Source organism: Iodobacter fluviatilis (genome assembly GCF_900451195.1).
Taxonomy (GTDB): domain Bacteria; phylum Pseudomonadota; class Gammaproteobacteria; order Burkholderiales; family Chitinibacteraceae; genus Iodobacter; species Iodobacter fluviatilis.
Genome location: NZ_UGHR01000001.1, coordinates 2,117,431 through 2,139,715, shown reverse-complemented (window position 1 = coordinate 2,139,715; position 22,285 = coordinate 2,117,431). Strand labels below are relative to the sequence as shown.

At 47.9% G+C, this 22,285-nt stretch carries 22 protein-coding genes; 8 read left to right on the top strand and 14 right to left on the bottom strand.

Translation table 11 applies throughout. The features are described from left to right. The first annotated feature begins 98 nt into the window (after positions 1-98). From DYD62_RS09810 to DYD62_RS09780, 7 genes are all read left to right on the top strand, one after another. On the top strand, positions 99-1,010 hold the full coding sequence (locus DYD62_RS09810; protein ID WP_115227174.1) for an AAA family ATPase: 912 nt from the start codon (positions 99-101) through the stop codon (positions 1,008-1,010). A 74-nt stretch (positions 1,011-1,084) separates the two neighbouring features. Beyond that, positions 1,085-1,978 carry a DUF58 domain-containing protein gene (locus DYD62_RS09805; protein ID WP_165928618.1) on the top strand — a complete coding sequence of 298 codons (894 nt, stop codon included), beginning with the start codon at positions 1,085-1,087 and terminating at the stop codon, positions 1,976-1,978. Further along, the gene (locus DYD62_RS09800; RefSeq protein ID WP_115227172.1) at positions 1,975-3,915 is read left to right on the top strand and encodes a transglutaminase TgpA family protein; all 1,941 of its coding nucleotides are present in this window, start codon (positions 1,975-1,977) and stop codon (positions 3,913-3,915) included. Before DYD62_RS09805 ends, DYD62_RS09800 begins: the two co-directional genes overlap by 4 nt. Positions 3,916-3,943: 28 nt before the next feature. Beyond that, complete coding sequence (hemH, locus tag DYD62_RS09795; protein ID WP_115227171.1) at positions 3,944-5,044, top strand: ferrochelatase; 1,101 nt, start codon at positions 3,944-3,946, stop codon at positions 5,042-5,044. A gap of 67 nt (positions 5,045-5,111) precedes the next feature. Continuing rightward, entirely contained in the window at positions 5,112-5,810 is a 699-nt protein-coding gene (locus tag DYD62_RS09790) for a response regulator transcription factor (protein ID WP_099396974.1), read from the top strand. Between the two features lie 49 nt (positions 5,811-5,859). After that, entirely contained in the window at positions 5,860-7,185 is a 1,326-nt protein-coding gene (locus DYD62_RS09785; RefSeq protein WP_233702899.1) for a sensor histidine kinase, read from the top strand. 100 nt (positions 7,186-7,285) lie between these two features. Continuing rightward, positions 7,286-8,575 carry an ImmA/IrrE family metallo-endopeptidase gene (locus DYD62_RS09780; RefSeq protein WP_115227169.1) on the top strand — a complete coding sequence of 430 codons (1,290 nt, stop codon included), beginning with the start codon at positions 7,286-7,288 and terminating at the stop codon, positions 8,573-8,575. Positions 8,576-8,588: 13 nt separating this feature from the next. Here the strand turns inward: DYD62_RS09780 and gspK are convergent, their stop codons facing one another. From gspK to DYD62_RS09740, 8 genes are all read right to left on the bottom strand, one after another. Then, complete coding sequence (gspK, locus tag DYD62_RS09775; protein ID WP_115227168.1) at positions 8,589-9,509, bottom strand: type II secretion system minor pseudopilin GspK; 921 nt, start codon at positions 9,507-9,509, stop codon at positions 8,589-8,591. Continuing rightward, positions 9,506-10,105, bottom strand: coding sequence for a type II secretion system minor pseudopilin GspJ (gene gspJ, locus DYD62_RS09770; RefSeq protein WP_115227167.1), 600 nt, complete (start codon positions 10,103-10,105; stop codon positions 9,506-9,508). Before gspJ ends, gspK begins: the two co-directional genes overlap by 4 nt. After that, on the bottom strand, positions 10,092-10,463 hold the full coding sequence (gene gspI / locus DYD62_RS09765) for a type II secretion system minor pseudopilin GspI (RefSeq protein WP_165928617.1): 372 nt from the start codon (positions 10,461-10,463) through the stop codon (positions 10,092-10,094). Before gspI ends, gspJ begins: the two co-directional genes overlap by 14 nt. Next, positions 10,456-10,962 carry a type II secretion system minor pseudopilin GspH gene (gspH, locus tag DYD62_RS09760; protein ID WP_115227165.1) on the bottom strand — a complete coding sequence of 169 codons (507 nt, stop codon included), beginning with the start codon at positions 10,960-10,962 and terminating at the stop codon, positions 10,456-10,458. Before gspH ends, gspI begins: the two co-directional genes overlap by 8 nt. 37 nt (positions 10,963-10,999) lie before the next feature. Beyond that, the gene (gene gspG, locus DYD62_RS09755) at positions 11,000-11,425 is read right to left on the bottom strand and encodes a type II secretion system major pseudopilin GspG (protein WP_115227164.1); all 426 of its coding nucleotides are present in this window, start codon (positions 11,423-11,425) and stop codon (positions 11,000-11,002) included. 50 nt (positions 11,426-11,475) lie between these two features. Then, a complete protein-coding gene (gspF, locus tag DYD62_RS09750) occupies positions 11,476-12,672 on the bottom strand; it encodes a type II secretion system inner membrane protein GspF (protein ID WP_115227163.1) in 1,197 nt (398 codons plus the stop codon). Between the two features lie 154 nt (positions 12,673-12,826). Continuing rightward, positions 12,827-13,678, bottom strand: coding sequence for a formyltetrahydrofolate deformylase (gene purU, locus DYD62_RS09745; protein WP_115227162.1), 852 nt, complete (start codon positions 13,676-13,678; stop codon positions 12,827-12,829). Between the two features lie 82 nt (positions 13,679-13,760). Beyond that, positions 13,761-14,123 carry a hypothetical protein gene (locus DYD62_RS09740; protein ID WP_115227161.1) on the bottom strand — a complete coding sequence of 121 codons (363 nt, stop codon included), beginning with the start codon at positions 14,121-14,123 and terminating at the stop codon, positions 13,761-13,763. A gap of 90 nt (positions 14,124-14,213) precedes the next feature. Here DYD62_RS09740 and trmL point away from each other — a divergent pair, with 90 nt between their 5' ends. Next, entirely contained in the window at positions 14,214-14,678 is a 465-nt protein-coding gene (gene trmL, locus DYD62_RS09735; protein ID WP_115227160.1) for a tRNA (uridine(34)/cytosine(34)/5-carboxymethylaminomethyluridine(34)-2'-O)-methyltransferase TrmL, read from the top strand. A gap of 69 nt (positions 14,679-14,747) precedes the next feature. Here the strand turns inward: trmL and oppF are convergent, their stop codons facing one another. The 6 genes from oppF to DYD62_RS09705 form a co-directional block, all read right to left on the bottom strand. Continuing rightward, positions 14,748-15,737 carry a murein tripeptide/oligopeptide ABC transporter ATP binding protein OppF gene (gene oppF, locus DYD62_RS09730; protein WP_115227159.1) on the bottom strand — a complete coding sequence of 330 codons (990 nt, stop codon included), beginning with the start codon at positions 15,735-15,737 and terminating at the stop codon, positions 14,748-14,750. Then, positions 15,730-16,722: an oligopeptide/dipeptide ABC transporter ATP-binding protein gene (locus tag DYD62_RS09725; protein WP_115227158.1), complete on the bottom strand. Its 993-nt coding sequence runs from the start codon at positions 16,720-16,722 to the stop codon at positions 15,730-15,732. Before DYD62_RS09725 ends, oppF begins: the two co-directional genes overlap by 8 nt. Positions 16,723-16,814: 92 nt before the next feature. Then, the gene (locus tag DYD62_RS09720; RefSeq protein ID WP_099396929.1) at positions 16,815-17,714 is read right to left on the bottom strand and encodes an ABC transporter permease subunit; all 900 of its coding nucleotides are present in this window, start codon (positions 17,712-17,714) and stop codon (positions 16,815-16,817) included. Positions 17,715-17,728: 14 nt separating this feature from the next. Beyond that, positions 17,729-18,649 carry an oligopeptide ABC transporter permease OppB gene (gene oppB / locus DYD62_RS09715; protein ID WP_099396930.1) on the bottom strand — a complete coding sequence of 307 codons (921 nt, stop codon included), beginning with the start codon at positions 18,647-18,649 and terminating at the stop codon, positions 17,729-17,731. A 133-nt stretch (positions 18,650-18,782) separates the two neighbouring features. Beyond that, entirely contained in the window at positions 18,783-20,390 is a 1,608-nt protein-coding gene (locus tag DYD62_RS09710) for a peptide ABC transporter substrate-binding protein (RefSeq protein ID WP_207916354.1), read from the bottom strand. Between the two features lie 124 nt (positions 20,391-20,514). Then, a complete protein-coding gene (locus DYD62_RS09705) occupies positions 20,515-21,543 on the bottom strand; it encodes a porin (RefSeq protein ID WP_115227157.1) in 1,029 nt (342 codons plus the stop codon). Positions 21,544-22,285 lie beyond the last annotated feature (742 nt).

Here is a 22,285-nt window from a genome sequence, read left to right as displayed (position 1 = left end):
AGTTTACGCCTTGGGCAAATACACTGGCAACGAAAGCGAATAGACAGTTTGCGATTCATGGTCAACACTGAAGTGAACAATAAACAGGAAGCCATCCCATGGCCCCACGCCTGCCTGCGGTACTCAAGCAACTTGAAGCCATTATTCTGGGCAAACCTGTACAAATCCGTCAGGCGCTTTCCTGCCTGCTGGCACAGGGTCATTTGCTGATTGAAGACCTTCCCGGTGTAGGCAAAACCACGCTGGCCCATGCGCTTGCGCGTACGCTTGGGCTAAAATTTCAAAGGGTTCAGTTCACCAGCGACCTGCTCCCTGCCGATCTGACGGGGGTTTCTATTTATGACAGAGAAAACCAGCGTTTTCAATTTCACCACGGCCCGCTCTTTACGCAACTGCTGCTCGCAGATGAAATCAACCGGGCCTCACCCAAAACTCAATCCGCCCTTTTAGAGGCCATGGAAGAAGGCCAAGTCACAGCCGATGGCACCACATGGCCCCTGCCCGAGCCTTTCTTTGTGATTGCCACACAAAATCCATCGCATCAAATCGGTACATTTTTGCTTCCCGAATCCCAGCTAGACCGGTTTTTAATGCGCATTGAGCTGGGCTACCCCGATACGCAAGCCGAGCGCGCCATGCTGGCGGGATCAGATAGACGTCATTTAATAGAATCATTGACAGAAGCAATCAGCAGCAGCGATTTACAAGCCAGCCAGCAAATCGTACGGGATGTTTATATCGCGCCCGCGCTGCTTGATTATGTGCAAATGCTGATCGCGGCATCGCGCCAGCCAGGGCGCTTTATGTGTGGCCTCTCACCCCGTGCCGCCTTAGGGCTGCTACATGCAGCCCAAGCATGGGCTTGGCTGGATGGCCGTGACTTGGTTTTACCAGAAGATATTCAGGCCGTTTTTCTACCGGTAAGCCAGCACAGGCTAGTGATGCCGGGCAGCGGCAAAGCGGCCATTGAAATGGTCAGGGCATTAATCTTAGAAACACCCATCCCTTAATAATGCTTAAGTTTCTGAGGCAAAGCCGGCAACGCTGGTTTAACAAACGGCACCCAGCTCAAAGCAGCGCACTCGTGCTGAAGTATGATCGTATCTATATCTTACCTAGCGGCTTTGGTTACGCCTTTTGCTTTACTGCCATCCTGATTTTGATCGGGGCGATCAATTACCAATTGAGTCTTGCCTATTTATTTGCTTTTACCCTACTGGGGCTGGGGCATGCAGTACTCCTGCGAACTTTCAGAAATTTACTTAAATTGCGCTTACAGCTTTTTGATGCTCCGGCCGTTTTTGCCGGTGAAGTGGCCTCGTTTCCGCTTCATATCAGCCACCACAGCAGCTTAAGCCGCCACGCCCTTATTTTTCAGTTTTCAAATCAAAGCAAAGTAGTCCTTAACACGGTGGAGCACGAGGCCGAGCTGGCCATTCCTCTGCTCAGCCATGAGCGCGGCTGGCTTCTTGCTCCTACTCTGCATTTATCCAGTTTTTATCCCGTGGGCTGGTGCCACGCATGGAGCTACCTCAACAGCCCTGCACGCTGCATCGTCTGGCCCCGCCCAGAAAATGACCCGCCTCCATGGCTTGCCGAAAACAATCAGGGCAACAGCACAGGGCGCAGCGAAGAAGACTTTGCAGGCCTGCGCCCCTACCAGACAGGCGATTCACTCCGCAGAATTGCATGGAAACAAGCCGCACATAGCGAATCGCTTCCTGTTAAATTTTTTGACTCGCAAGGCGCAGCCTCTCAGGTGTTTAGCTGGGAGCAACTCACCGGCATGGAAACAGAGGCACGTTTATCTAGGCTAAGCGCATGGATCTTAGTGGCCCAGCAAATGGGCACGCCTTTTGGCCTGTCACTGCCGGGCGTGCATATAGCCCCGGCACTGGGTGAATCGCATCAAATCAGTTGCCTGAATGCGCTAGCCCTGTTTGATGAACAAGTACCCCGCAGCGTTGGGCCATCATGAATACGCCGCTTGCACGCAAACCCATGCAATATCTGATTGCCACCCAAGCCTTGGTGCTGGTGCCGCACGGATTGCAATTCAGCCCATGGCTGACGCTGGCACTAGGGCTGCTTTTGCTCTGGCGCGCATGGATTGCCTATAGCGGGAAAGCCCTGCCCCCGACCTATTTTGGCCTGATTCTTTCTGTGGGCTTATTTGCATTAATCTGGCTGGATTATCAAACCTTAATCGGCAGGCAAGGCGGTGTAGCCACGTTGGCCAGCCTTGCCACCGTCAAGCTTTTTGAAACACGCACACCAAGAGACATCAAAGTAGTCAGCCTGTTAGCCTATTTTTTGGTAGGTGCAGGTTTTTTAAGTGTGCCTGCCAGCTGGATATTGCTCTGGGCCAGCCTTTCCATGCTGGCCATCACCGGGCAATTAATGCAGTGGCAAAGCCTGCAAACCGGGCAGGTACTGGTAAAGCAGCTCTTTTATATGCTGTGTGAAGCGCTACCCTTTGCCCTATTCTTATTTGTTTTTTTCCCACGCCTGCCCCCGCTCTGGAGCATGCCCGACGAGCAGCCCATTGCCCGCACAGGTCTAAGCGATGAAATGCGGCCCGGCGATTTTAGTAAACTTTCAAGAGACGAGTCCGTCGCCTTCAGGGTGGAGTTTGAGGGCCCCATACCTAAACCGCAGGCAAGGTACTGGCGCGGCCCGGTATTTGATCTCTTTGATGGAGAAGCCTGGCTGCAAGTCCCTGTCACAGTTGCCGGCGGCCCGTCCATCACCCCCCTTGGCCCGGCCATTAACTACACCATGACCATGGAGCCGCATAATTTAAACTGGCTGCTGGCACTGGATATCCCCGGCACACTTCCAGACAGCGCGCTGATGAGTAATCGCCTGCAGGCGGTCAACAGCGCACCCGTTAGCCAGCGCCAGCGCTACCACTTAAGCAGTCATTTAATCTGGCGGACCAGCGAGGACGACACCGTACAAAGTGCATTACAACTGCCACAGACAGGCAATACCCAAACCCGTGCACTGGCAGCAAGCTGGCGTGCGCTCCCCCCTCCGGAACGCGTCAGGCAAGGCTTAAATTTTCTGAAGCAAGGCGGTTTCAGCTACACCCTGCAGCCCCCGCTCAATAAAGGCCCTAATGCCATAGACACTTTTCTGTTTAAACATAAGCAAGGTTTTTGTGAACACTACGCCAGCAGCTTTACCTTTTTAATGCGCGCAGCAGGCATTCCCAGCAGGGTAGTAGGCGGCTATCAGGGCGGGGAATGGAATAACAACGGCAAATACCTGATTGTGCGGCAAGCCAATGCACACGCATGGAGCGAAATATGGCTGGCGCAAGGCGGCTGGCAGCGGGCAGACCCCACCGCCATGATTTCGCCTTCGCGCATCAGTAACGGGCCGGATATCAGCTTAAATCAGGCCGACAGCCTGCCTTTTATGGAAGGCGCACCCCCAGAGTGGATCCACCATCTGCGCTTAAACTGGGACAGTCTGGTGAATGGCTGGAATCAGTGGGTGATAGGTTACGATTCACGCAAACAGATGCAGCTATTCAAGAAACTAGGCATACCCGATGTATTGTCCAGCGAATTTATCCTGCGCATGGCCCTTGGAAGCAGCATCGTGCTTGCACTGCTCTTTTTACTTGCCACCCGCAGCACAGCAGCGAGGCGTGATCCCGCAAGCCGTGTATGGCAAACCTTTTGCCGTCAGCTTGCCCGCAAAGGCTGCCGGCCCCTTCCCCATGAAGGCCCGCTTACATTTGGCCAGCGTGCCAGCTTGCAATTACCCCAGCATCACGAGCAGATTCATTACATCACTCAGCAATACATTGCGGCCCGTTATGGAAAGGATACTGATGCGCTATTAAAGCTGCAGAAAGCAGTGCGTTATTTCTCGTGTAATCAAATTAAACAGAGCCTGTTATGATTCAGAAAAACAATCCGAGCCTATTCCTATGTCTTCATTTCTGCCTGAACCACCATTTCGCCATGATCAAGCCAGCAGGATCGGCGTACTGCTAGTCAATCTTGGCACCCCCGAGGCACCTGTACCCGCAGCGATTCGCCCCTATTTACGCCAGTTTCTGTCTGACCCCCGCGTGGTAGAAATACCAAGACTGGTGTGGTTGACCATTCTGAATGCCTTTATTTTGCCTTTTCGCCCCAAAAAAACGGCTGCAAAATACGCAAGTGTATGGATGAGCGAAGGATCACCCCTAAAAGTCTGGACAACAAAACAGGCTAAGCTTTTAAAAGGCTGGCTGGGCGAGCAAGGCCACCCAGAGGTTTTGGTCGACTATGCCATGCGTTATGGGCAGCCTTCAATTGCAGCGCAGATGAACAAACTGAAAGCTGCAGGATGTGAAAAATTACTAGTCCTGCCGCTCTACCCCCAATATTCAGCCAGCACCAGCGCCACTGTCATTGATGAAGTGGGCCGGATACTCGCCACCTACCGCAACCAGCCCGCGCTGCGGACTGTGCGCAGCTTTCATGATGACGAAGGCTATATTAAAGCGCTGGCAGGGCAGGTTCGCGCTTACTGGCAAACCAAAGGACGCGGCGACCATTTGCTGATGAGCTTTCACGGCGTGCCGCGCTACACTCTGGACAAGGGCGATCCTTACCACTGTTATTGCCGCAAAACCGGCCGCTTGTTGGCAGAAGAGTTGGACCTTGCCGAATCTGAATACACCGTGGCCTTTCAATCCCGCTTTGGCCGCGCCGAATGGCTGCAACCTTATGTAACAGCCACCATAAAGCAACTGGGCAAGGCAGGTACAGGCAGGCTGGATGTAGTCTGCCCCGGCTTTGTAGCTGACTGCTTAGAAACACTTGAAGAAATAGCCATCGAAGGAAAACAAGACTATTTACAGGCCGGTGGTAAGGACTACCACTTCATCCCCTGCCTGAATGATTCCCCTCTTTGGATAGATGCTTTAACCGCGCTGACAAAAAAAGAGCTTTCTGGCTGGCTACTTACTGACAACACTGCTATAGACAATACACAACAATGCACATTGAGCAGGGCCCGGGCTTTAGGTGCACAAAATTAACTTGGGTATTAAAGAAATTACAGTTAAACTGCCGGTAAGCTTATTCTTACAAAACGAGGTTCAGAACATGAGCACAAAGCTCTTTCTCGCTGAAGACGACCTAATTCTCGCTGACGCTCTGAAAACCAGCCTGTCTCAGGCTGACTTTCAAGTTGATTGTGTTAACGATGGCGCTCTAGCCTTACAAATTTTACTGCACAATGACTACGAAGTTGTGGTGTTGGACGTTGGCCTGCCAAACATGGACGGCCTGCAAGTTTTAAAAAACGTCCGTCAGCATAAACCTTCCCTGCCTATCCTGATCCTGACGGCTCTTGATGGCCTGGAAGATCGCGTAGCCGGCTTAGATGCAGGTGCCGATGATTATCTTGCTAAGCCTTTCGAGTTCTCCGAACTTGAAGCGCGTTTGCGTGCCCTGCTTCGCCGCAGCAAAATCCTACCGCAGTCCGTGCAGCAACTGGGCAATCTGCGTTTGGATCGCGCTGGCCAGCGTGCATGGTGCAATGACACACCGCTTGATTTGTCTGCGCGTGAACTCACTGTATTGGAAATCTTAATGTCCAATATTGATCGAGTGGTCACCAAAGAACAAATCGTGGGTGAGCTGGGCTCAGAAAATGCTGAAGTAGGCCTGAATGCCATCGAAGTTTACGTACACCGCCTCCGCAAGAAGCTAGATCCTTGCGGCGTAGTGATCCGTACGATTCGTGGCCTTGGCTATTTACTTGAGAAGCAACCTAGTCAAGCGCAGGATGTTGAGGGGTAAATTCTCAATTAAGCGTCAGCTCCTCCTGTGGTTACTCATACCGCAGGGGGTGCTTTGGCTTGCCGGTGCATTCTTAAGTTATAACGTGGCCCGGCATTATACCAATATGGCGATCGACGATAGCCTGCTGCAAACAGCACGCTCGATTGGCCGGCAAATCAAGCCCCAAGACAATGGGCTGATTATTGATTTTCCCCATGCTCTTCAGCTTTTACTGGATGACGACTCAGACGAGCGCCTGTTTTATACGGTATCGCTCAATACAGGCGGCATTATTTTCAGTAATAGCGAGCTGCCCGCACTACAAAGCCATTTAAAGCCCGACAATCAGATTGTTTTTTATGATGCCCGCCTTCAAAACGAATCGCTGCGCATTGTTTCGCTCTATTTTCCTGTAGAAATTACCCAGCAAAAAAAATGGATGCATGTGCAGGTGGGCAAAAGCACCGAAGCACGCAGCCAGCTTTCTAAAGAAATCCTGATTGCCATTGCCGCGCCACTGGCCCTCCTGATTTTTGCCATGAGTTTTCTGGTTTGGTGGGGTATAAACCGTGGCCTGCGCCCCTTAGCCCGCCTGCAGCGCCGGGTTGAAGAACACTCAGGCCAAGACCCATCCCCTCTGCAGCTAGATAATGAACCTGAAGAAGTGGGCGCACTCACTTCGGCACTGAATCAGTTATTAAGCAGCACCAATGAAAGTGTGGCCAGACAACGCCGTTTTATTGCCGATGCTGCACATCAGCTCCGCACCCCGCTCGCCGGCTTAAAATCGCAAACCGAGCTGGCCATGCGCGAAACCACGCCAGAAGGGCTAAGCAACCGCCTGACCATGGTGCACACCAGCGCCAATCGCAGCATTCACCTTGTTAATCAGCTCCTGACCCTTGCCAGATCCGAGCCGGACAGTGCAAAGGGCATGCCGCGCGTTCCGCTTGATTTGGCCAAACTGATACGCGAGCTGACGGCTGAATGTGTGCCACGCGCCTTGGCTGCCGGAATGGATCTGGGCTGTGACACCGATATATCCGAAGCGCCCATGCACGGCAACTCTGCCCTGCTGCGCGAGCTGTTTACCAATCTGATCGAAAACGCCATTAAATACATCCCACGCGGCTGTAATATCACCGCCCGCCTGAGTATCGAAGGCGAGCATTACGTGGTTGAAGTAGAAGACGATGGCGCAGGGATTCCAGACAGCGACAAAGAGCGCGTGTTCGAGCGCTTTTATCGCCGCGAACAAACAGGTAATGGCTGCGGACTAGGGATGGCCATTGTTAAAGAAATCACCGAAAGGCATCGTGGCAGCATCCGCTTACTTGATGCCCAGCCACACGGGCTGATTGTGCGGGTTCTGCTGCCAATTAAAGCGGAATAAACCAGACAAGCCATAGTTTTGCCCGCATTCATTCACAATAGCAATAGTACAGTCATACCCTTATTTCACAGCGCGACAACTTCAATTTCTCTACACAAAAATGAAAGAAAAAATAAATACAACGCAAATTGGAGACAAACTAGAAGACCAAATCTTTAATTATTTTAAAGAAAAAATTGACTCGGACAGTTTTTACGTAAAACGAACCAACTGCCAGATTTTTAAAAAGAAAGGTTACTATTCGAAAGACCGTGGAAGCAATATTATTTTCGATATCTCTATAGAGATTTTTTATTCCGATCCAGATTGCTATACATCACTTATATTAATCGAATGCAAAAACTACTCTCACAACGTACCTGTCGATGATACTGAAGAGTTTTTTGCCAAAGTACAACAAGTTGGCCCAGCAAATAGTAAAGCAATAATAGTAAGTACTGCCGCATTCCAATCTGGCGCTCAAAATTTCGCAAGGTCAAAAGGGATGGGCCTAGTAAGATACTTCCCTTCAAATGAAATAAAATGGATACTTCACCGCACACCATCTCAACTCATCACTCAAAAATCAATTGATATAACACAGAATATATTATCCCACTCAAACAATAGAAGCCAATTCTTTAATTTTTACATACAAACCCCGTTAAGACTAACAACAGCACTGTGCGATTTGATTGAAGATTTAACAATCGACTCATCACTTGCTCATGAACAAACTCATAACGCTACGAAAAAAGTACGGATTCAAAACAATTCAATTCATTACATAACAAAAGATGTATTAGAAGAAAAATGCACAAAGATTCTAAATCATATCAACTACTACAATGGGGAGGTATCGCTTGAAAAAATATGCCTCCTAGAAGAAGACAACTCAAATTTAAAAGTACACATCTATGATGAATCCTCGCCAATATCCGACTCAATCTTAGGCCAGATAACATTCTCACCACCTGAAATAAAAATATACAAGAAGTCCTGTAATAACCATGGTCAACTGCGATTCACACTCGCCCATGAGTTGGCACATCATTTACTAGAACACAAACAATACATGCTCAGTGAAACGTGTGAAGAAAATGATTTCTCTACGAATAACTCATGCATTAGTGATGATGAAATAGAACGTTTGGAATTTCAAGCAAACCACTTTGCAGCATGTTTACTAATGCCACAAAAAAACATAGTGAATGATTTTTATAAATTAATTGAGCACATAGGCGTGAAAAACAAGGGATTCGGCATGCTCTATGTAGACGACCAACAATGCAATATAAAAAATTACAACTTCATTACCAATGCATTAGCAAATAAATACGGAGTATCACAAGCGGCCGTTTCTATTCGCTTAAAAAGTCTTCAGCTGCTTTTCGACAAAAGATTTCAATAGCAATATAGACAATCTAACGCCTTCTCAGCCAGACAATCCTTGGGATTTGATCGCCTTTACGCTCCAGCAGCGCTTGAAAGCTCATATTAACCCGGCCAAAATGCGCGTCCACTTCACTGATAAAATAACGGCTTTCTATAGAGATGGCATCCAGAGATACGGTGGCTTGCAAGGCTTGGGGCAAGGCCAGTTTGAATTCTTCAATGCTTTTAAAATACTTACCTGAGCGTTTGGCTACAACACCTTGCGCTGCAGACACCGGCAGGCCCGGAATAATCGCCGCCAATACTTCCGGCCCGGCAAAATTGACATTCACAGGGGTTGCCTGCGGTAAAACACTGATCAGGGGTTCAAGCCTGGCGATCACTTCGGGTGTAAAGCCGCGAATACGGGACAAACCCTGAATATCCAGTAAAACGCGGTTTGCTGCTCGGTAGGGCTCGGCCATCGCCAGATATTCAACATCTTCTGCACCGCCCGGATAGCGGGTCAGATTATCCGCATCCAGCCAGTCGACCAGCGCATTGGCGATATCCGGCGGCAGCCCCAGCGTTTGCAAAAGGCGTTGAAAAGCCGCGAATGCGGACTCATTCAATACCCCGTTTTGCACCACATTGTTTAAATTAAAACGCCCCTGCTGCTCTAATAAACGCCCACCCACCTTGCCGGTTTCAACTGGAATCGCAGGAATCGGGATATTCCATGGCTCAAGCTGATGATCAATCTGATTATTGCGGGCGTCATCTCGCAGGGTGAGCCTTGCTAGGTTAATTGAAGCGCGGGCAATGCCGCGTGCCTCGGCCAGATCAAACTGATTTTCCAGTTGCCGGAACCATAGCTGCTGCCGCCATGCAATGGCCACCGCCAAGGTGGTGACCAACGCGGCGGTCAGCACGGCGGTAATGATGGCAACGCCTTGTTGTTTGCGCATCATGGCAGGGTGTATATCCTTTCTACGGTGGTGTCATCAGCGAGCGTCAGCTTAATTTTCACCCCCCTTGGCGGCACTTTGCTATTGCCTGCGAGCGGCCAGCTGGGCTTCCACATGCTAGAGGCATCTAAAAAGTTCACTTCAAATCCGCGGATATTTTCCAGCAGGGTGTGCACCTGCGGCTCTTCACGCGGCCCCAAATCAAGCGCATTCCATAACAGCAGCTCTAAGCGCCCATTATTCAGGCGATAGGCCACATGAAAAGCATCCCGATTACGGTCTAGGCGAATCAGTTCCAGCGGCTGATCATCTTTACGCTCCGGCTTATTCGTGCCACGCATTGCGGCCTGCTCTACCCCGCCCTGATCCCGCCAAGGGCGATCAACCGCTTGGCTCACATCTTCTTCCATGCGATCAAACACCAAAGACAAATCGCGCCAGCGCTTAGCCTCCGCATCCAGAGCAGAACGCGTTTGCGCCACGGACTCTAGGCCTTTATATGAAATCAAAGTCACCACGCTAAACACGGCCAGCGCGATTAAGATTTCCAGCAGGGTAAAGCCTGCGTGCCGGGGTTTAAGCACTTTAATGGGGAACATGAGCAAGATAACTTACCAAGGTCGCTGCCGCGTGCTGATCATCACCGGCAGAAAATACTTTTATTTCGATACGGCGAAAGCTGCGGTTGGGGGAACCGCCGGTTTCTACGCGCCAGACAAAATCCATGCCGGCCTGAGATTCTTTACCCTCAGTCGAGCCAATATCGGGCCATGCACCAAGGGCCGCCAGCTCGTTTAAGCGGTTTTGCGCCACCCAGCCTGCTGCTGTGCGGCTTTTTAGCTCGATCGCATTATTAGTACTTGCCAAGGTCGCTTTCATCGCTGCCCCCATAGCAATGGCAATCACAGCCAGTGCAACCAGCACTTCAATCAGGGTAAAACCTGCATTTTTACGCATGAGGCAAGGCCGCCGGCGCCGAGGCATCTGCCTGGTGTACTTCAACCCGCCCCATCACATCACCCTGCAGTTCTAAGCGGCTGTTATTTAAGCGCAGCTGCAAGCGAAAGGGAGCGTTTACGCCTGAAGGCTCAAACACCAAACGTTCCCCCAAGCGCTGCTCACGCAAATTAACAGCAAAACTTTCCACCCGGACTTCTTCTAAAACACGCGGGTTAAGCAAATCGTGCGTAGCAATCGACTGCCAGTTGTTTTGTGCATCCTGCAACCAGAACTGATACCCTAAGCCATCCGATGACCATGCAATGGCCTGCCCGCTGGTAATGGCTTCATCCCGGGCGGATTCAAACAAAGACGCTAGGCGGCTGGCCTCGCGCTCCACCCTTTGCCCATCTGATAAATCCAGACGAACCACGGCCAAGCCCATAATGATGCCGATAATACTGAGCACCACAAGGATTTCGATCAGGGTAAAGCCACGCTGAACCATCGCTTTCATCGCCCAGTGCAAGCCATTATCTGTTGCTTAAAGTGCATCAGTTATCCCAGGAGCCAATATCAGCATCCGTGCCTTCACCACCCTGCTGGCCATCTGCACCATAGCTCATCACATCAATTTCACCCTTAATACCCGGGCTGAGGTAAAGATAATCACTGCCCCATGGATCTTTAGGTAGCTTTTCTAAGTAACCGCCGGTTTTCCAGTTATTTGGCACAGGTGCAGCACTTGGCTTTTCTACCAGCGCTTTTAAGCCCTGCTCGGTGCTTGGGTAACGGCCATTATCAAGCTTATAAAGCTTGAGCGCCTGAACCACAGAACGGATATCTTGTTTAGCGGCCACAACGCGCGCCTCATTCGGGCGATTCATAATTTTAGGCACCACCAAAGCACCCAAAATAGCCAGAATGGTAATCACCACCAAAATTTCAATCAGCGTAAAACCGCCTTGCCTGCGTTTCATTTCATACTCCCCTTTATGAAAGCCATTACGATTCGTTCGTACTCAGCTTTTTATTTAACCAATTGATTCATTTCAAAAACAGGCAATAAAATCGCCAATACAATCACAAGCACCACGCCGCCCATTAACAGGACCATCAGTGGACCAAGCAACCCGGTAAAGGTCGAAACGCGATTTTCTAATTCTTGCGTTTGCTGTGCCGCGGCTTTTTCCAGCATATGCTCAAGACGCCCCGTGGCCTCACCGCTGCCAATTAAATGAATCAGCACGGGCGGAAACATTTTGCTGGCCGCCAGCGCACGCGACAAGGTCATCCCTTCGCGCACTTGTCTGGCTGCTTCAGCCACCGCATCGCGCAGGGGCAAGCTGCCCAGCACACCGCTCACGGCCTGCAAAGCATTCAGAAGTGGCACACCGCTCCCAACCAGAATCGCCAGTGTAGAGGCCAACTGCGCGGTATTTGCGGTACGCTCAAAGCGGCCGATCAAGGGCAGCTTTAAACGCCATGCATCAAACTGCCGTCTTAGCGCTTGTTTTTTAAGGGCATGCCAGCCTGCTACCGAGGCAATCGCCAGTAGCACAAAGAAAACCAGCCCCCAATCACGTACAAACTGACTGGCCCAAAGCAAAAGGCGTGTGAGCAGCGGCAGCGTTTGCTTGGCACTCTGAAATACCGTCACCATCTGCGGCACTACCCAAGTCAGAAGCCCAACAATCACCAAGGCAGAAACAAACATCACCACGGCAGGGTAAATAAAGGCCAGCCCGACTTTAGAAGCTAAAGACGCACGAGATTCAAGATAATCGGCCAGACGCTGCATCACCGCAGCTGCTTTGCCCGATTCCTCGCCCGCGCTAACAATCGTACGATATAACTCGGGAAACACTCGGGGATGGCGGGTAAGCGCCTGAGAAAGCGAGGAGCCAGCCAGAATCTCGCTGCGCAGCGCAGCAACCAGCTGCTTCTCGCGCTCGACTTCACTTTGCTCAATCAAAACAGAAAGCGCCTGCTCAATAGGTAAGCCAGCATCCAGCAAGGTGGCCAGCTGGCGCGTGAGCAAGGAGAGCTTTGCCGTCCCTAAGCTACGCTCACCTTTTGCTCCGGCAGAGGCGATTTCTTCCAGCTCTGAAACCCACAAACCCTGCTGACGCAACAAACCCTTGGCTAAGCGCGACGTTTCCGCCTCGATCACGCCACGCGCAGCTTTCCCGCCCTCGTTTACAGCGCGGTAGCGGAAAGCGGTCATACAGAAATACCAGAGAGATGAAGTGCCCAACAAATGATCATTTTTATTATTTTGTTCAGGAGTGGTTAATTAAACTGAGGGTTTTATGATTCATACAAAAGCCGCCTCGATTTTATACAAAAAATCAAAAGCGGCCCTCATTCTCTTTAAATTATTAAGAGAAAATCACCGTTTTCTTTGCATAAACCAGAATCCGGTTTTCAAGATGGGCCCGCACTGCACGTGAAAGCACCATTCTTTCTAAATCACGGCCTTTTTGAATCAGCATATCAATATCATCACGATGCGAAATACGCATCACATCTTGTTCGATAATCGGGCCGTCGTCCAATACCTCGGTTACGTAATGGCTGGTTGCACCAATGAGCTTTACGCCACGAGCAAATGCGCGGTGATAAGGCTTTGCTCCTTCAAATGCCGGTAAAAATGAATGATGAATATTAATCACACGCTGTGGATAAGACGCGGTAAATTCGTGGCTTAAAACCTGCATATACCGGGCAAGCACAATTAAATCAATCTGGCAGGCTTCCAGTAATGCACGCTGAGCCTGTTCTGATTCGGCTTTATTGTCTTTGGTTACGGCAATCACATGATAAGGAATGCCATAGTAATCTGCCAGACCACGGCAATCTTCATGATTAGAAATAATCAGCGGTATATCGCAGCGCAATTCGCCACTTTTATGCCGGTGCAATAAATCAACCAAACAATGATCATATTTAGAAACAAATATAGCCACCTTAGGGCGGCAGGCCGATAAGGCCACCGACCATGTCATCTGGAAACGATCAGCAATAGGCTGAAAAGCGGCAGCGAACGCGCTCATATCCAATGAAAAGTCGGTAACATCCCACTCCACCCGCATCAGAAAGAGATTTTCTGTCTCATCCTGATGCTGATCGGCGTGAACAATATTAGCGTTATAGGTATACAGAAAATTGGCAATCGCAGCAGATAAACCTTTTCGATCCGGACAACTAATGAGTAGTGTTGCGGTATTCATTCAGTGACTCTAGTAAAATCTATTCCTAATTCTAACAGCAACACCCGCCTTAAGGCATTAGTCCGGCCATGGCAAAATACGCTCAAAGATGATTCAGCACAGAGAGACAGTCTTTTTGTTTCTGACGACACTGCTCAACCATCCGCTCTCCATCTGTTAACAACTGCTCAAAGGGGGTGCTAAAACGATGTTTAGGTATCTTTGCCCGCCAGACAAAGCCTTCTTCTGGCACGTCCAACAGATCAAGCGGGTAATTAAACATGGCTGCATAAATCGCAGAGCCCACACCAGAAATACGTGCGGGGTTGAAAGATCGGCCATCTGGCCCCATCATCTCGTGATCGAGAGACCTTAAAGCAACCGCTACGGTTTCTTCAGGAGACAATTTATCCTGTAAGGCCACACGTACAGCAGCAAGTAAAATTTCTTTTTGAATCAAGTCCATCACTCCCCCAAAATAGTTACTATGTTGTTTTATTCTGGGTTTCTATCTGTTTAATACAAGGCGTTTCGCCTGCCACCTGTCAGCCCACATATGTTCCATATTGTCTTATTTCAGCCTGAAATCCCGCCTAACACAGGCAATGTTATCCGCCTCGCCGCCAATACGGGCTGCAGCCTGCATTTAGTCAAGCCACTGGGCTTTGAATTAGATGATAAGCGCATGCGCCGCGCCGGACTGGATTACCACGAGTTTTCCAGTATGCAGATCCACGAATCATGGGCCGATTGTCAGAAATCTTTAGCTGGCCATCGTTTTTTTGCCATGACCACAAAAGGATCGGCAAGGCACGACCGCATTATCTACGAGAAAGGTGACGTTTTTGTGTTCGGTCCAGAAACACGAGGCTTGCCAGAAGAAATTCGCGCAGAATTTGCTGCAGATCGCCGCATTCGCCTGCCGATGATGCCGGATAATCGCAGCTTAAATTTATCAAACGCCGTGGCTATCACTGTTTATGAAGCATGGCGACAAATGGATTTTTCTGGGGCCAGCTAAAATATCATTTCTAAAAAAAAGGCAGCGTAAAAGGAAAAACCTTCTGCGCTGCCTTTTTTAAACCCAACATCAGGCCAATAAACAGGCCGCTTGTGTTTGCTCAGTCAGCGACCGCAACTGAGGAATTTCTTTAGAACACTGATCTGATGCCTTAGGGCAACGGGTTCTGAATACGCAACCAGATGGTGGATTAATCGGGCTGGGTAAATCACCCTGCAAGATCTGAATCACCTTGTTTTTTTCGCGCTCAGGATCAGGAATAGGAATCGCTGACAAAAGCGCCTGGGTGTATGGATGGCTTGGGTGCGAATAAAGCGCTGCTTTTTTTGCCAGCTCCATTTCATGCCCAAGATACATCACCAAAATCCGATCGCTGATGTGCTTTACTACCGCCAGATCATGGGCAATAAAAATAAGCGCCAAGCCCATTTCACGCTGCAACTCTTTAAGCAGATTGACAATCTGCGCCTGAATCGACACATCCAGTGCTGAAACAGGCTCATCACAAACGATCAGCTTAGGTTTCATAATCAGCGCACGTGCAATACCAATACGCTGGCACTGCCCGCCCGAAAACTCATGCGGATAGCGATTAATTTGCTGCTCACGTAAACCAACCCGCACCATAATCGCTTTGACCTGAGCCATCACCTCGGCTTCAGAGATATGCGGGTAATGGGTCTTGAGCGGCTCTGCAATAATCTGCGCCACGGTCATGCGCGGATTTAAAGACGCCAGAGGATCCTGAAAAATCATCTGAATATCTTTGCGCGCTTCCAGCCAGTCTGCGCTGCTGGCGCCACTCATTTCCTTACCCATCCAAACAATACTGCCGCTGGTGGCCGGAATTAAGTTCAGTACAGCACGTGCCAGAGTCGACTTACCACAACCCGACTCACCCACCACGCCCAACGTTTCACCCGCATAAAGATCAAGCGATACACCGTCCACGGCTTTCAGCGTTTTACTTGCTTGCCACGGCCATTTCACACCCTGACGAACAGAAAAATGAACTTTTAAATCACGAATAGACAGAATCGGTTGGCGTGTATCAGACATGAGCCTCCTCCAGCTTGGTTTCTTCTACCGGCTTATGACAAGCACGCAAAACACCACCTGCGCCAACAGGCAGCAATAAAGGCAATTCGCTGTGACAGCGTGCTATCGCATGATTACAACGCTCACTGAATGGGCAGCCAGGTGGCATATGCGCCATATTCGGCGGGTTACCTGGAATTGAAATCAGGCTCTCACTATCATCATGATCAAGACGCGGCAGCGCCCCAAGCAGGCCAACGGTATAAGGGTGCGTTGCATGATAAAAAATATCATTGGCATTGCCCTGCTCCATGACTCGGCCACCGTACATTACCAGCACTTTTTCACAGAGGCCGGCCACCACACCTAAATCATGGGTAATCATCACAATGCCGGTACCAAAATCACGCTGCAAGTCTTTTAATAGCGCAATAATTTGTGCCTGCACCGTCACATCCAAAGCGGTTGTCGGCTCATCTGCAATCAGCAGCTCCGGCTCACATAAAAGCGCCATTGCAATCATCACCCGCTGGCGCATCCCGCCAGAAAACTCATGCGGATACATCATCACACGGCGCGCTGCTTCAGGAATTTTTACCGCATCGAGTAGCTCAATCGAGCGTTTTTTTGCATCGCGGCGGCTCATTCCCTTGTGCAACTCCAGCACTTCGGTCATTTGACGCTCAACCGTAAGATAAGGATTCAAGGATGTCATTGGGTCCTGAAAAATCATCGCCACACGGTTACCGCGAATCTTATTCAATTGCTGAGCAGGCATCGTCAGCAAATCCTGGCCATCAAATAAGGCACGCCCCTGGGTCTTACCGTTTTTAGCCAGCAAACCCATCAGGGCCAGCACGGTCTGGCTTTTGCCCGAGCCAGACTCCCCGACAATGCCCAGCGTTTCGCCGCGATTCAGCTCAAAAGACACGCCATTGACCGCGCTGACCGAGCCATCATTGGTGGCAAACTGCACACCGAGGTCTTTTACAGATAATAAACTCATGATGCAGCCTTTAATCCAATTTGGACGCGCAAATCATTACCGCCCAAATAATGAACACCCACAGATAATAAACACACGATATTGGGCTCCGCTTACCGATCTTTCGGGTCAAGCGCATCGCGCATGCCGTCACCAATATAATTGGCACAATACAAAGTGGCAGATAGCATGGCCGCCGGGAACAGCAATAACCACGACGTGGTTTCCATGACACTGGCGCCATCATGAATCAACACACCCCAGCTGGTCATCGGCTCCTGAATGCCCAAGCCTAAAAATGACAAGACCGACTCAGTCAAAATCACACCTGGCACGGTTACTGTCGTGTAAATCACCACAATACCTAAAAGATTTGGCACCACATGACGGAAAATGATTTTCCATGTTGGCACACCAATGGCGTGAGCCGCCTCAATATATTCTTTTGATTTAATGGCTAAGGTTTGCCCGCGAACCACACGAGCCATATCCATCCAGCCAAATACCGTAATGGTTAAAACAACCAGATAAAATTCACGACCTAAAAGAGTAACCATTAAAATGGCAATCAGCAGATAGGGAATTGCATACATCATATCGACAATACGCATCATCACAGAATCCACTTTCCCGCCAAGAAACCCAGCAGTTGCTCCCCATATTACGCCGATCGCAACCGAAGTTAAGGTAGCCAGTACACCAATCATCAGAGAAATGCGGCCACCAATTAAACTGCGGACTAATAAATCCCGGCCCAATTCATCTGTACCAAACAAATGCCAGTTTTGTAATGTGGGCGCCAAACCCATTGCACCAAAATCAGTATCTTCATAAGAATTAGGCAATACAAAGGGCCCTAAAATACAGGCAATTGTAATCAGCATTAAAATAATGGCACTAATCACTGCGGCTTTATTTTTAAAGAAACGCCTGCGAGCATCCGCCCAAGGGCTGCGGCCTTCAACAGGCAAGCTTTCCAGCGTAGCGGCGAGTTTTTTATTTCTGAATAACATGACAACCCCGCCTGTTAGTAACGAATTTTAGGATCGAGCAGCGCGTAGGCTAAATCGACTAATAAATTAAGCAATACAGCAACCACGGTCACCAACACAACCAGCCCTAATACAAGGGTGTAATCACGATTACTTGCCCCATTCACAATTAACTTACCAATACCCGGCAATGAAAACACTGACTCAGTAACAACCGCCGCAGTAATAGATGAAATAGCCAATGGCCCCAGCACAGATACAACAGGCAATAATGCCGGTTTTAATGCGTGACGAAACACAATCGTTTTTAAAGGAAGGCCCTTAGCGCGTGCTGTACGAATAAAATTGCTGCTCATCACTTCAATTAAGCTACCACGCATCACTCGCGCAATGGTCGAAACATTAATGAACGTCAACAAGGAAAGGGGTAAAACAATAAAGCGAAGATTAAATTCATCCCAGCCGCCAGCAGGTAAAATCGGAACCCAGATAGCAAATATCAGGATCAATACCGGCCCTAATACAAAAGAAGGAATCGTGCTGCCAATATTACCAATCAGCATCACAAAATAATCAATAAAACTATTTTGCTTAAGTGCCGCGGTAATACCCAAGCCCACGCCAATAATAATTGACAATAAAATTGCACCGCCGCCAATGGTCAGGGATACAGGCAAAGCCGCAGCAACCAGATCATTAACACTCCAATCGGCATAGCGAAAAGAAGCGCCTAAATCACCATGCAATAATCCCTTCAGATAATATAAATATTGCTGCCAAAGCGGCAAATCCAAATGATATTTAGCCTGTAAATTAGCTAAAACCGCTTCAGACACCTTGCGCTCGGTATCAAACGGGCCGCCTGGCGTTAAATGCAGCAATAAATAGCAGATAGTAATTACTGCCAGCATTGTAGGTATCGTCGCCAAAATACGGCGGAATGTATAAGCCCACATCGGCATTCCTTCCCTGGTTCTTATGTTTAATCAAACTAATTTCAGTGTGAGCGCTCTTTGGCTACGCTACACAGACAAAACAACGCCGCTTTGAGCAATAGCCCAAAGCGGCAACGCATCACGAATTTAAATCTTAATGCTTAATAATATAAAACTCTTTGCTCAGATACCGATCAACAGGGTTCTTAGTTGAATAGCCACCCACATAAGATTTAACCAAACGTGGCAGGGTATATTGCAGTAATGGAATCATTGGATAATCATCCATGATCATTTTTGCAGCCTGAGTCAGCAATGCTTTACGTTTAGCCACATCCTGCTGCTCATTGCCCTGCTTAATTAATTCTTCTGCTTTTGTATTGCAGTTTGAATTATCATTTTGTGAAGAACCACACTGAACCAAAGTCAGGAAAGTAGTGGCATCATTATAATCAGCCAACCAACCATTACGTGCAATCTGGAAATCACCATCATGACGCTTCTTTAACAGCACTTTAAATTCTAGGCTGTCTAATTCAGTATCTAAACCAAGTTTGGTTTTCCATTCTGAAGAAGCAAACAAAGCCATTTTCTTATGGTAATCATCAGTGTTATATGTAAATTTAATTTTTGAACCTGGTTTTACGCCCGCTTCAGCCAATAATTTTTTAGCTTCTTCCACGCGTTTTGCCATTGGCCACTTGACCCAGTCATAAGTGGTTACATCAGCGCCTTCCAGCCCTTTAATCGTTACACCATATGCAGGAATCTGGCCATCAACCGTTACTTTTTGCGCAAGAATATCGCGATCCAATACCATAGACAGCGCCTTACGCACGCGCACATCTTTCATCATTGGATCTTTATTATTTAAAGAGTAATAACGCAAGCCCAAGATAGGGCCATTCTGGATTTCCTTAGGGAAATCTTTTTTTAGCTTTTCGTACTGACCTGCAGGCAATTGGTAAACAAAGTCGTTATCGCCCGATTGATAGAGTTTTAATTCTGCATTGCCGGCTTCAACTGGCAAATAGGTCACACGTGTCAGCTGTGCATTTTTTGCATCCCAATATTGGGCATTTTTTTCCAGCACAATTTTGCTGTTCACTTTCCAATCTTTTAATACATAAGCACCATTGCCTACCATATTACCCGGCTTGGTCCAGTCTTTACCAAACTTGTCCACCGTGGCTTTGTGCACAGGCGCAAATTGTGAATTAGCCAATACACTTGGCAAATAGGCAATTGGATTCGGTGTTTTTACTTCAAGAGTGTATTTATCAATGGCTTTAACACCCAAAGTACTTGGTGCTTTTTTACCCTCTGCAATTTCTAAGCCATTCAATACAAAAATGCCATATACCGTGCCGTAGGTTGATGCAATTTTTGGATCAAGGAAACGTTGCCAGCCATATACAAAATCAGCCGCTGTAATCGGGTCACCATTAGAAAACTTAGCGTCTTTACGCAAAGTAAATACCCAGGTCGTTGGGTCTTTTTGCTTCCAGCTTGTTGCTACACCTGGCTGTAAGCGCCCTTCATTATCACTGGTGGTTAAACCTTCAAACAAATCACGGGTAATGTTATTCGCACCAACGGATTCAGCAAGATGAGGGTCCAGCGTTTCTACCTCAGACCCATTATTACGAATCATTTCTTGCTTGTCGCTCAGCTTAACGCCTGCAGGCACAGTTGCTGCGAATGCTGCTCCGCCTAAGGCAAGTGAAAGCGCGAATGTCACTGATTTCATAGTCCAGCTCATTGTGTCTCCTTAAAGGGCGATACCCGTTTATTGTAAGATAAATAAGCCACTCCTTCGATCTGAAGAAGTGGCTCAAATGAAGATACACGGCTTAAACCCGTGCTACATCAGATAAAACGACTACTTAGAATAAAAGAATCATACCCGCGCTGATTACTTTTGGCGTTTTTGTCAGGCCTTTGCTAACGCTGGTTTCAAACGCATTTTCATCTTTATTCTGAATTACAGTACCTTCTACATACAACAAGGATGATTTAGACAAGTTGTAATCAGTACCGATTTCAAAGTGACTAGCCTTAGCAACAACCTTATTGCCGCCTTGTTTTCCTTCACCTTGGTACACATAGCCTACACGTGGAACCCATTTACCAATTTCGTATTGAGCCATTACCAAGGCGCTATCACGCTTGAACTCGCCACCAGCAAATGCAACATCTTGCTTTGTGTTTTGATACAGAGCACCAATTTGCAGGCCTTCAACCGGGAATACTTTAGCACCCAACAGATACGAAGTAATTTTGGAATCCGACTTAACTACCGTGCCACCTGTTACACCTGCACGCGCAACGTTTTTCAAGCTATTCGTACCACCGTAAATTGCAAATTTAGGATGTGTATAGCTTGCTGTCGCATCATAGCCTTTCTGGCTACTATCTAATTTTGAAGTACTATCAATAACTGCATTCACACTTGCAGAAAAACCGCCCCATGTTGGCGTTGTGTAATGAACCGCATTTTCATGACGAGCATTGTAAGTGCTGTCGTTAAAGGTGTTTGCTAGGGTTGTATTGCTTTCAAATAAGTCGAATGTCTCGACCAGCAAGTCATAAGCACCTTTGCTTTTACCAAAACGAGCAGTACCTAATTCTTTCGTTTCAATCCCAATCCATGCTTCACGGCTACCAAATGTGCTTAAGCCAGATTCAATTTTCCACAGCAAATTCGCGCCATTATCCAGCTTATCTGTGCCCTTAAAGCCAACACGGCTACCGATATCTTCAAGAGAGAATTTATTAGCTTCATCGCTACCGCTTACAGAATTACCATAATCAATCGATTTTTGAGCAATACCGTAAAGTGTTACATCAGCTTGGGCATAAGAAACAACGCACAAACTTGCTAACGCTACAGCCAGAATTTTCTTAACAGTCATTTTTAATTCTCCTTAAGGTCAATAAGACCACCATATGTGTAAAGAACAATATGCTTTTTCTTTACCTGATGACTAGCCCCTGCCTTGTCGCGTTTTCCAGCTGCAGCGCCAGAAAGAAAATTAAAAATGAAACCACTAATTGCAATCAGCCTGATTTTCCAGTTGTAAAACGTCGCCCCATTAAGTTCGCACTAAAATAGTGCATAAATAAAAACACCATCACGCCTGCCTCACAAAAACGCTCACTTTCTTGCATGTCTAACAAGGAACAATTCACATTAACACCGCCTTAATAAAAAATGATGCATTTGCAGCAAAAACCAAAACCCGCACCAAAACAGTGCGACCTCAACACAATTCATCCCTCAATAAGCAGGTGAATAATTTACAAACACACCAAAATGTCGAAAGAAATAAAAAAAACACCATAAAGAACAAACACGCCACACCTCAAACAGACCGCCAATCAGATTTTTACGTCTCACACTGAAATAATAATCACAAAAAATACCAAAAAATACAAAAAAACCCTTAGATAAATATCGAGTCTTTTTTACAACAAAAAATATAGTTTAAATTTTTACAACTAAATCAAGCAACAAAATACCATAAAAAAACATATCCATCACCAGATAAAACCATGAAAGCGCATAAATTTAGTACTATGATGAAGAGAAATTCACAAAAATTTATCATTAATTAACCGTCCATAAAAAAAACCCGCATAAGCGGGTTTTTTTTA

Excerpts from the sequence above, each read along its gene's own strand:
- gspH (WP_115227165.1), bottom strand. The coding sequence starts at position 10,962 with ATGAAAGCGATGGTTCAGCGTGGCTTTACCCTGATCGAAATCCTTGTG.
- DYD62_RS09720 (WP_099396929.1), bottom strand. The coding sequence starts at position 17,714 with ATGTTATTCAGAAATAAAAAACTCGCCGCTACGCTGGAAAGCTTGCCT.
- oppF (WP_115227159.1), bottom strand. The coding sequence starts at position 15,737 with ATGTCTGATACACGCCAACCGATTCTGTCTATTCGTGATTTAAAAGTT.
- DYD62_RS09705 (WP_115227157.1), bottom strand. The coding sequence starts at position 21,543 with ATGACTGTTAAGAAAATTCTGGCTGTAGCGTTAGCAAGTTTGTGCGTT.
- gspG (WP_115227164.1), bottom strand. The coding sequence starts at position 11,425 with ATGAAACGCAGGCAAGGCGGTTTTACGCTGATTGAAATTTTGGTGGTG.
- DYD62_RS09710 (WP_207916354.1), bottom strand. The coding sequence starts at position 20,390 with ATGAGCTGGACTATGAAATCAGTGACATTCGCGCTTTCACTTGCCTTA.
- gspJ (WP_115227167.1), bottom strand. The coding sequence starts at position 10,105 with ATGTTCCCCATTAAAGTGCTTAAACCCCGGCACGCAGGCTTTACCCTG.
- DYD62_RS09780 (WP_115227169.1), top strand. The coding sequence starts at position 7,286 with ATGAAAGAAAAAATAAATACAACGCAAATTGGAGACAAACTAGAAGAC.
- oppB (WP_099396930.1), bottom strand. The coding sequence starts at position 18,649 with ATGTGGGCTTATACATTCCGCCGTATTTTGGCGACGATACCTACAATG.
- trmL (WP_115227160.1), top strand. The coding sequence starts at position 14,214 with ATGTTCCATATTGTCTTATTTCAGCCTGAAATCCCGCCTAACACAGGC.
- DYD62_RS09725 (WP_115227158.1), bottom strand. The coding sequence starts at position 16,722 with ATGAGTTTATTATCTGTAAAAGACCTCGGTGTGCAGTTTGCCACCAAT.
- DYD62_RS09800 (WP_115227172.1), top strand. The coding sequence starts at position 1,975 with ATGAATACGCCGCTTGCACGCAAACCCATGCAATATCTGATTGCCACC.
- hemH (WP_115227171.1), top strand. The coding sequence starts at position 3,944 with ATGTCTTCATTTCTGCCTGAACCACCATTTCGCCATGATCAAGCCAGC.
- purU (WP_115227162.1), bottom strand. The coding sequence starts at position 13,678 with ATGAATACCGCAACACTACTCATTAGTTGTCCGGATCGAAAAGGTTTA.
- gspI (WP_165928617.1), bottom strand. The coding sequence starts at position 10,463 with ATGCGTAAAAATGCAGGTTTTACCCTGATTGAAGTGCTGGTTGCACTG.
- DYD62_RS09790 (WP_099396974.1), top strand. The coding sequence starts at position 5,112 with ATGAGCACAAAGCTCTTTCTCGCTGAAGACGACCTAATTCTCGCTGAC.
- gspK (WP_115227168.1), bottom strand. The coding sequence starts at position 9,509 with ATGATGCGCAAACAACAAGGCGTTGCCATCATTACCGCCGTGCTGACC.
- DYD62_RS09810 (WP_115227174.1), top strand. The coding sequence starts at position 99 with ATGGCCCCACGCCTGCCTGCGGTACTCAAGCAACTTGAAGCCATTATT.
- DYD62_RS09740 (WP_115227161.1), bottom strand. The coding sequence starts at position 14,123 with ATGGACTTGATTCAAAAAGAAATTTTACTTGCTGCTGTACGTGTGGCC.
- gspF (WP_115227163.1), bottom strand. The coding sequence starts at position 12,672 with ATGACCGCTTTCCGCTACCGCGCTGTAAACGAGGGCGGGAAAGCTGCG.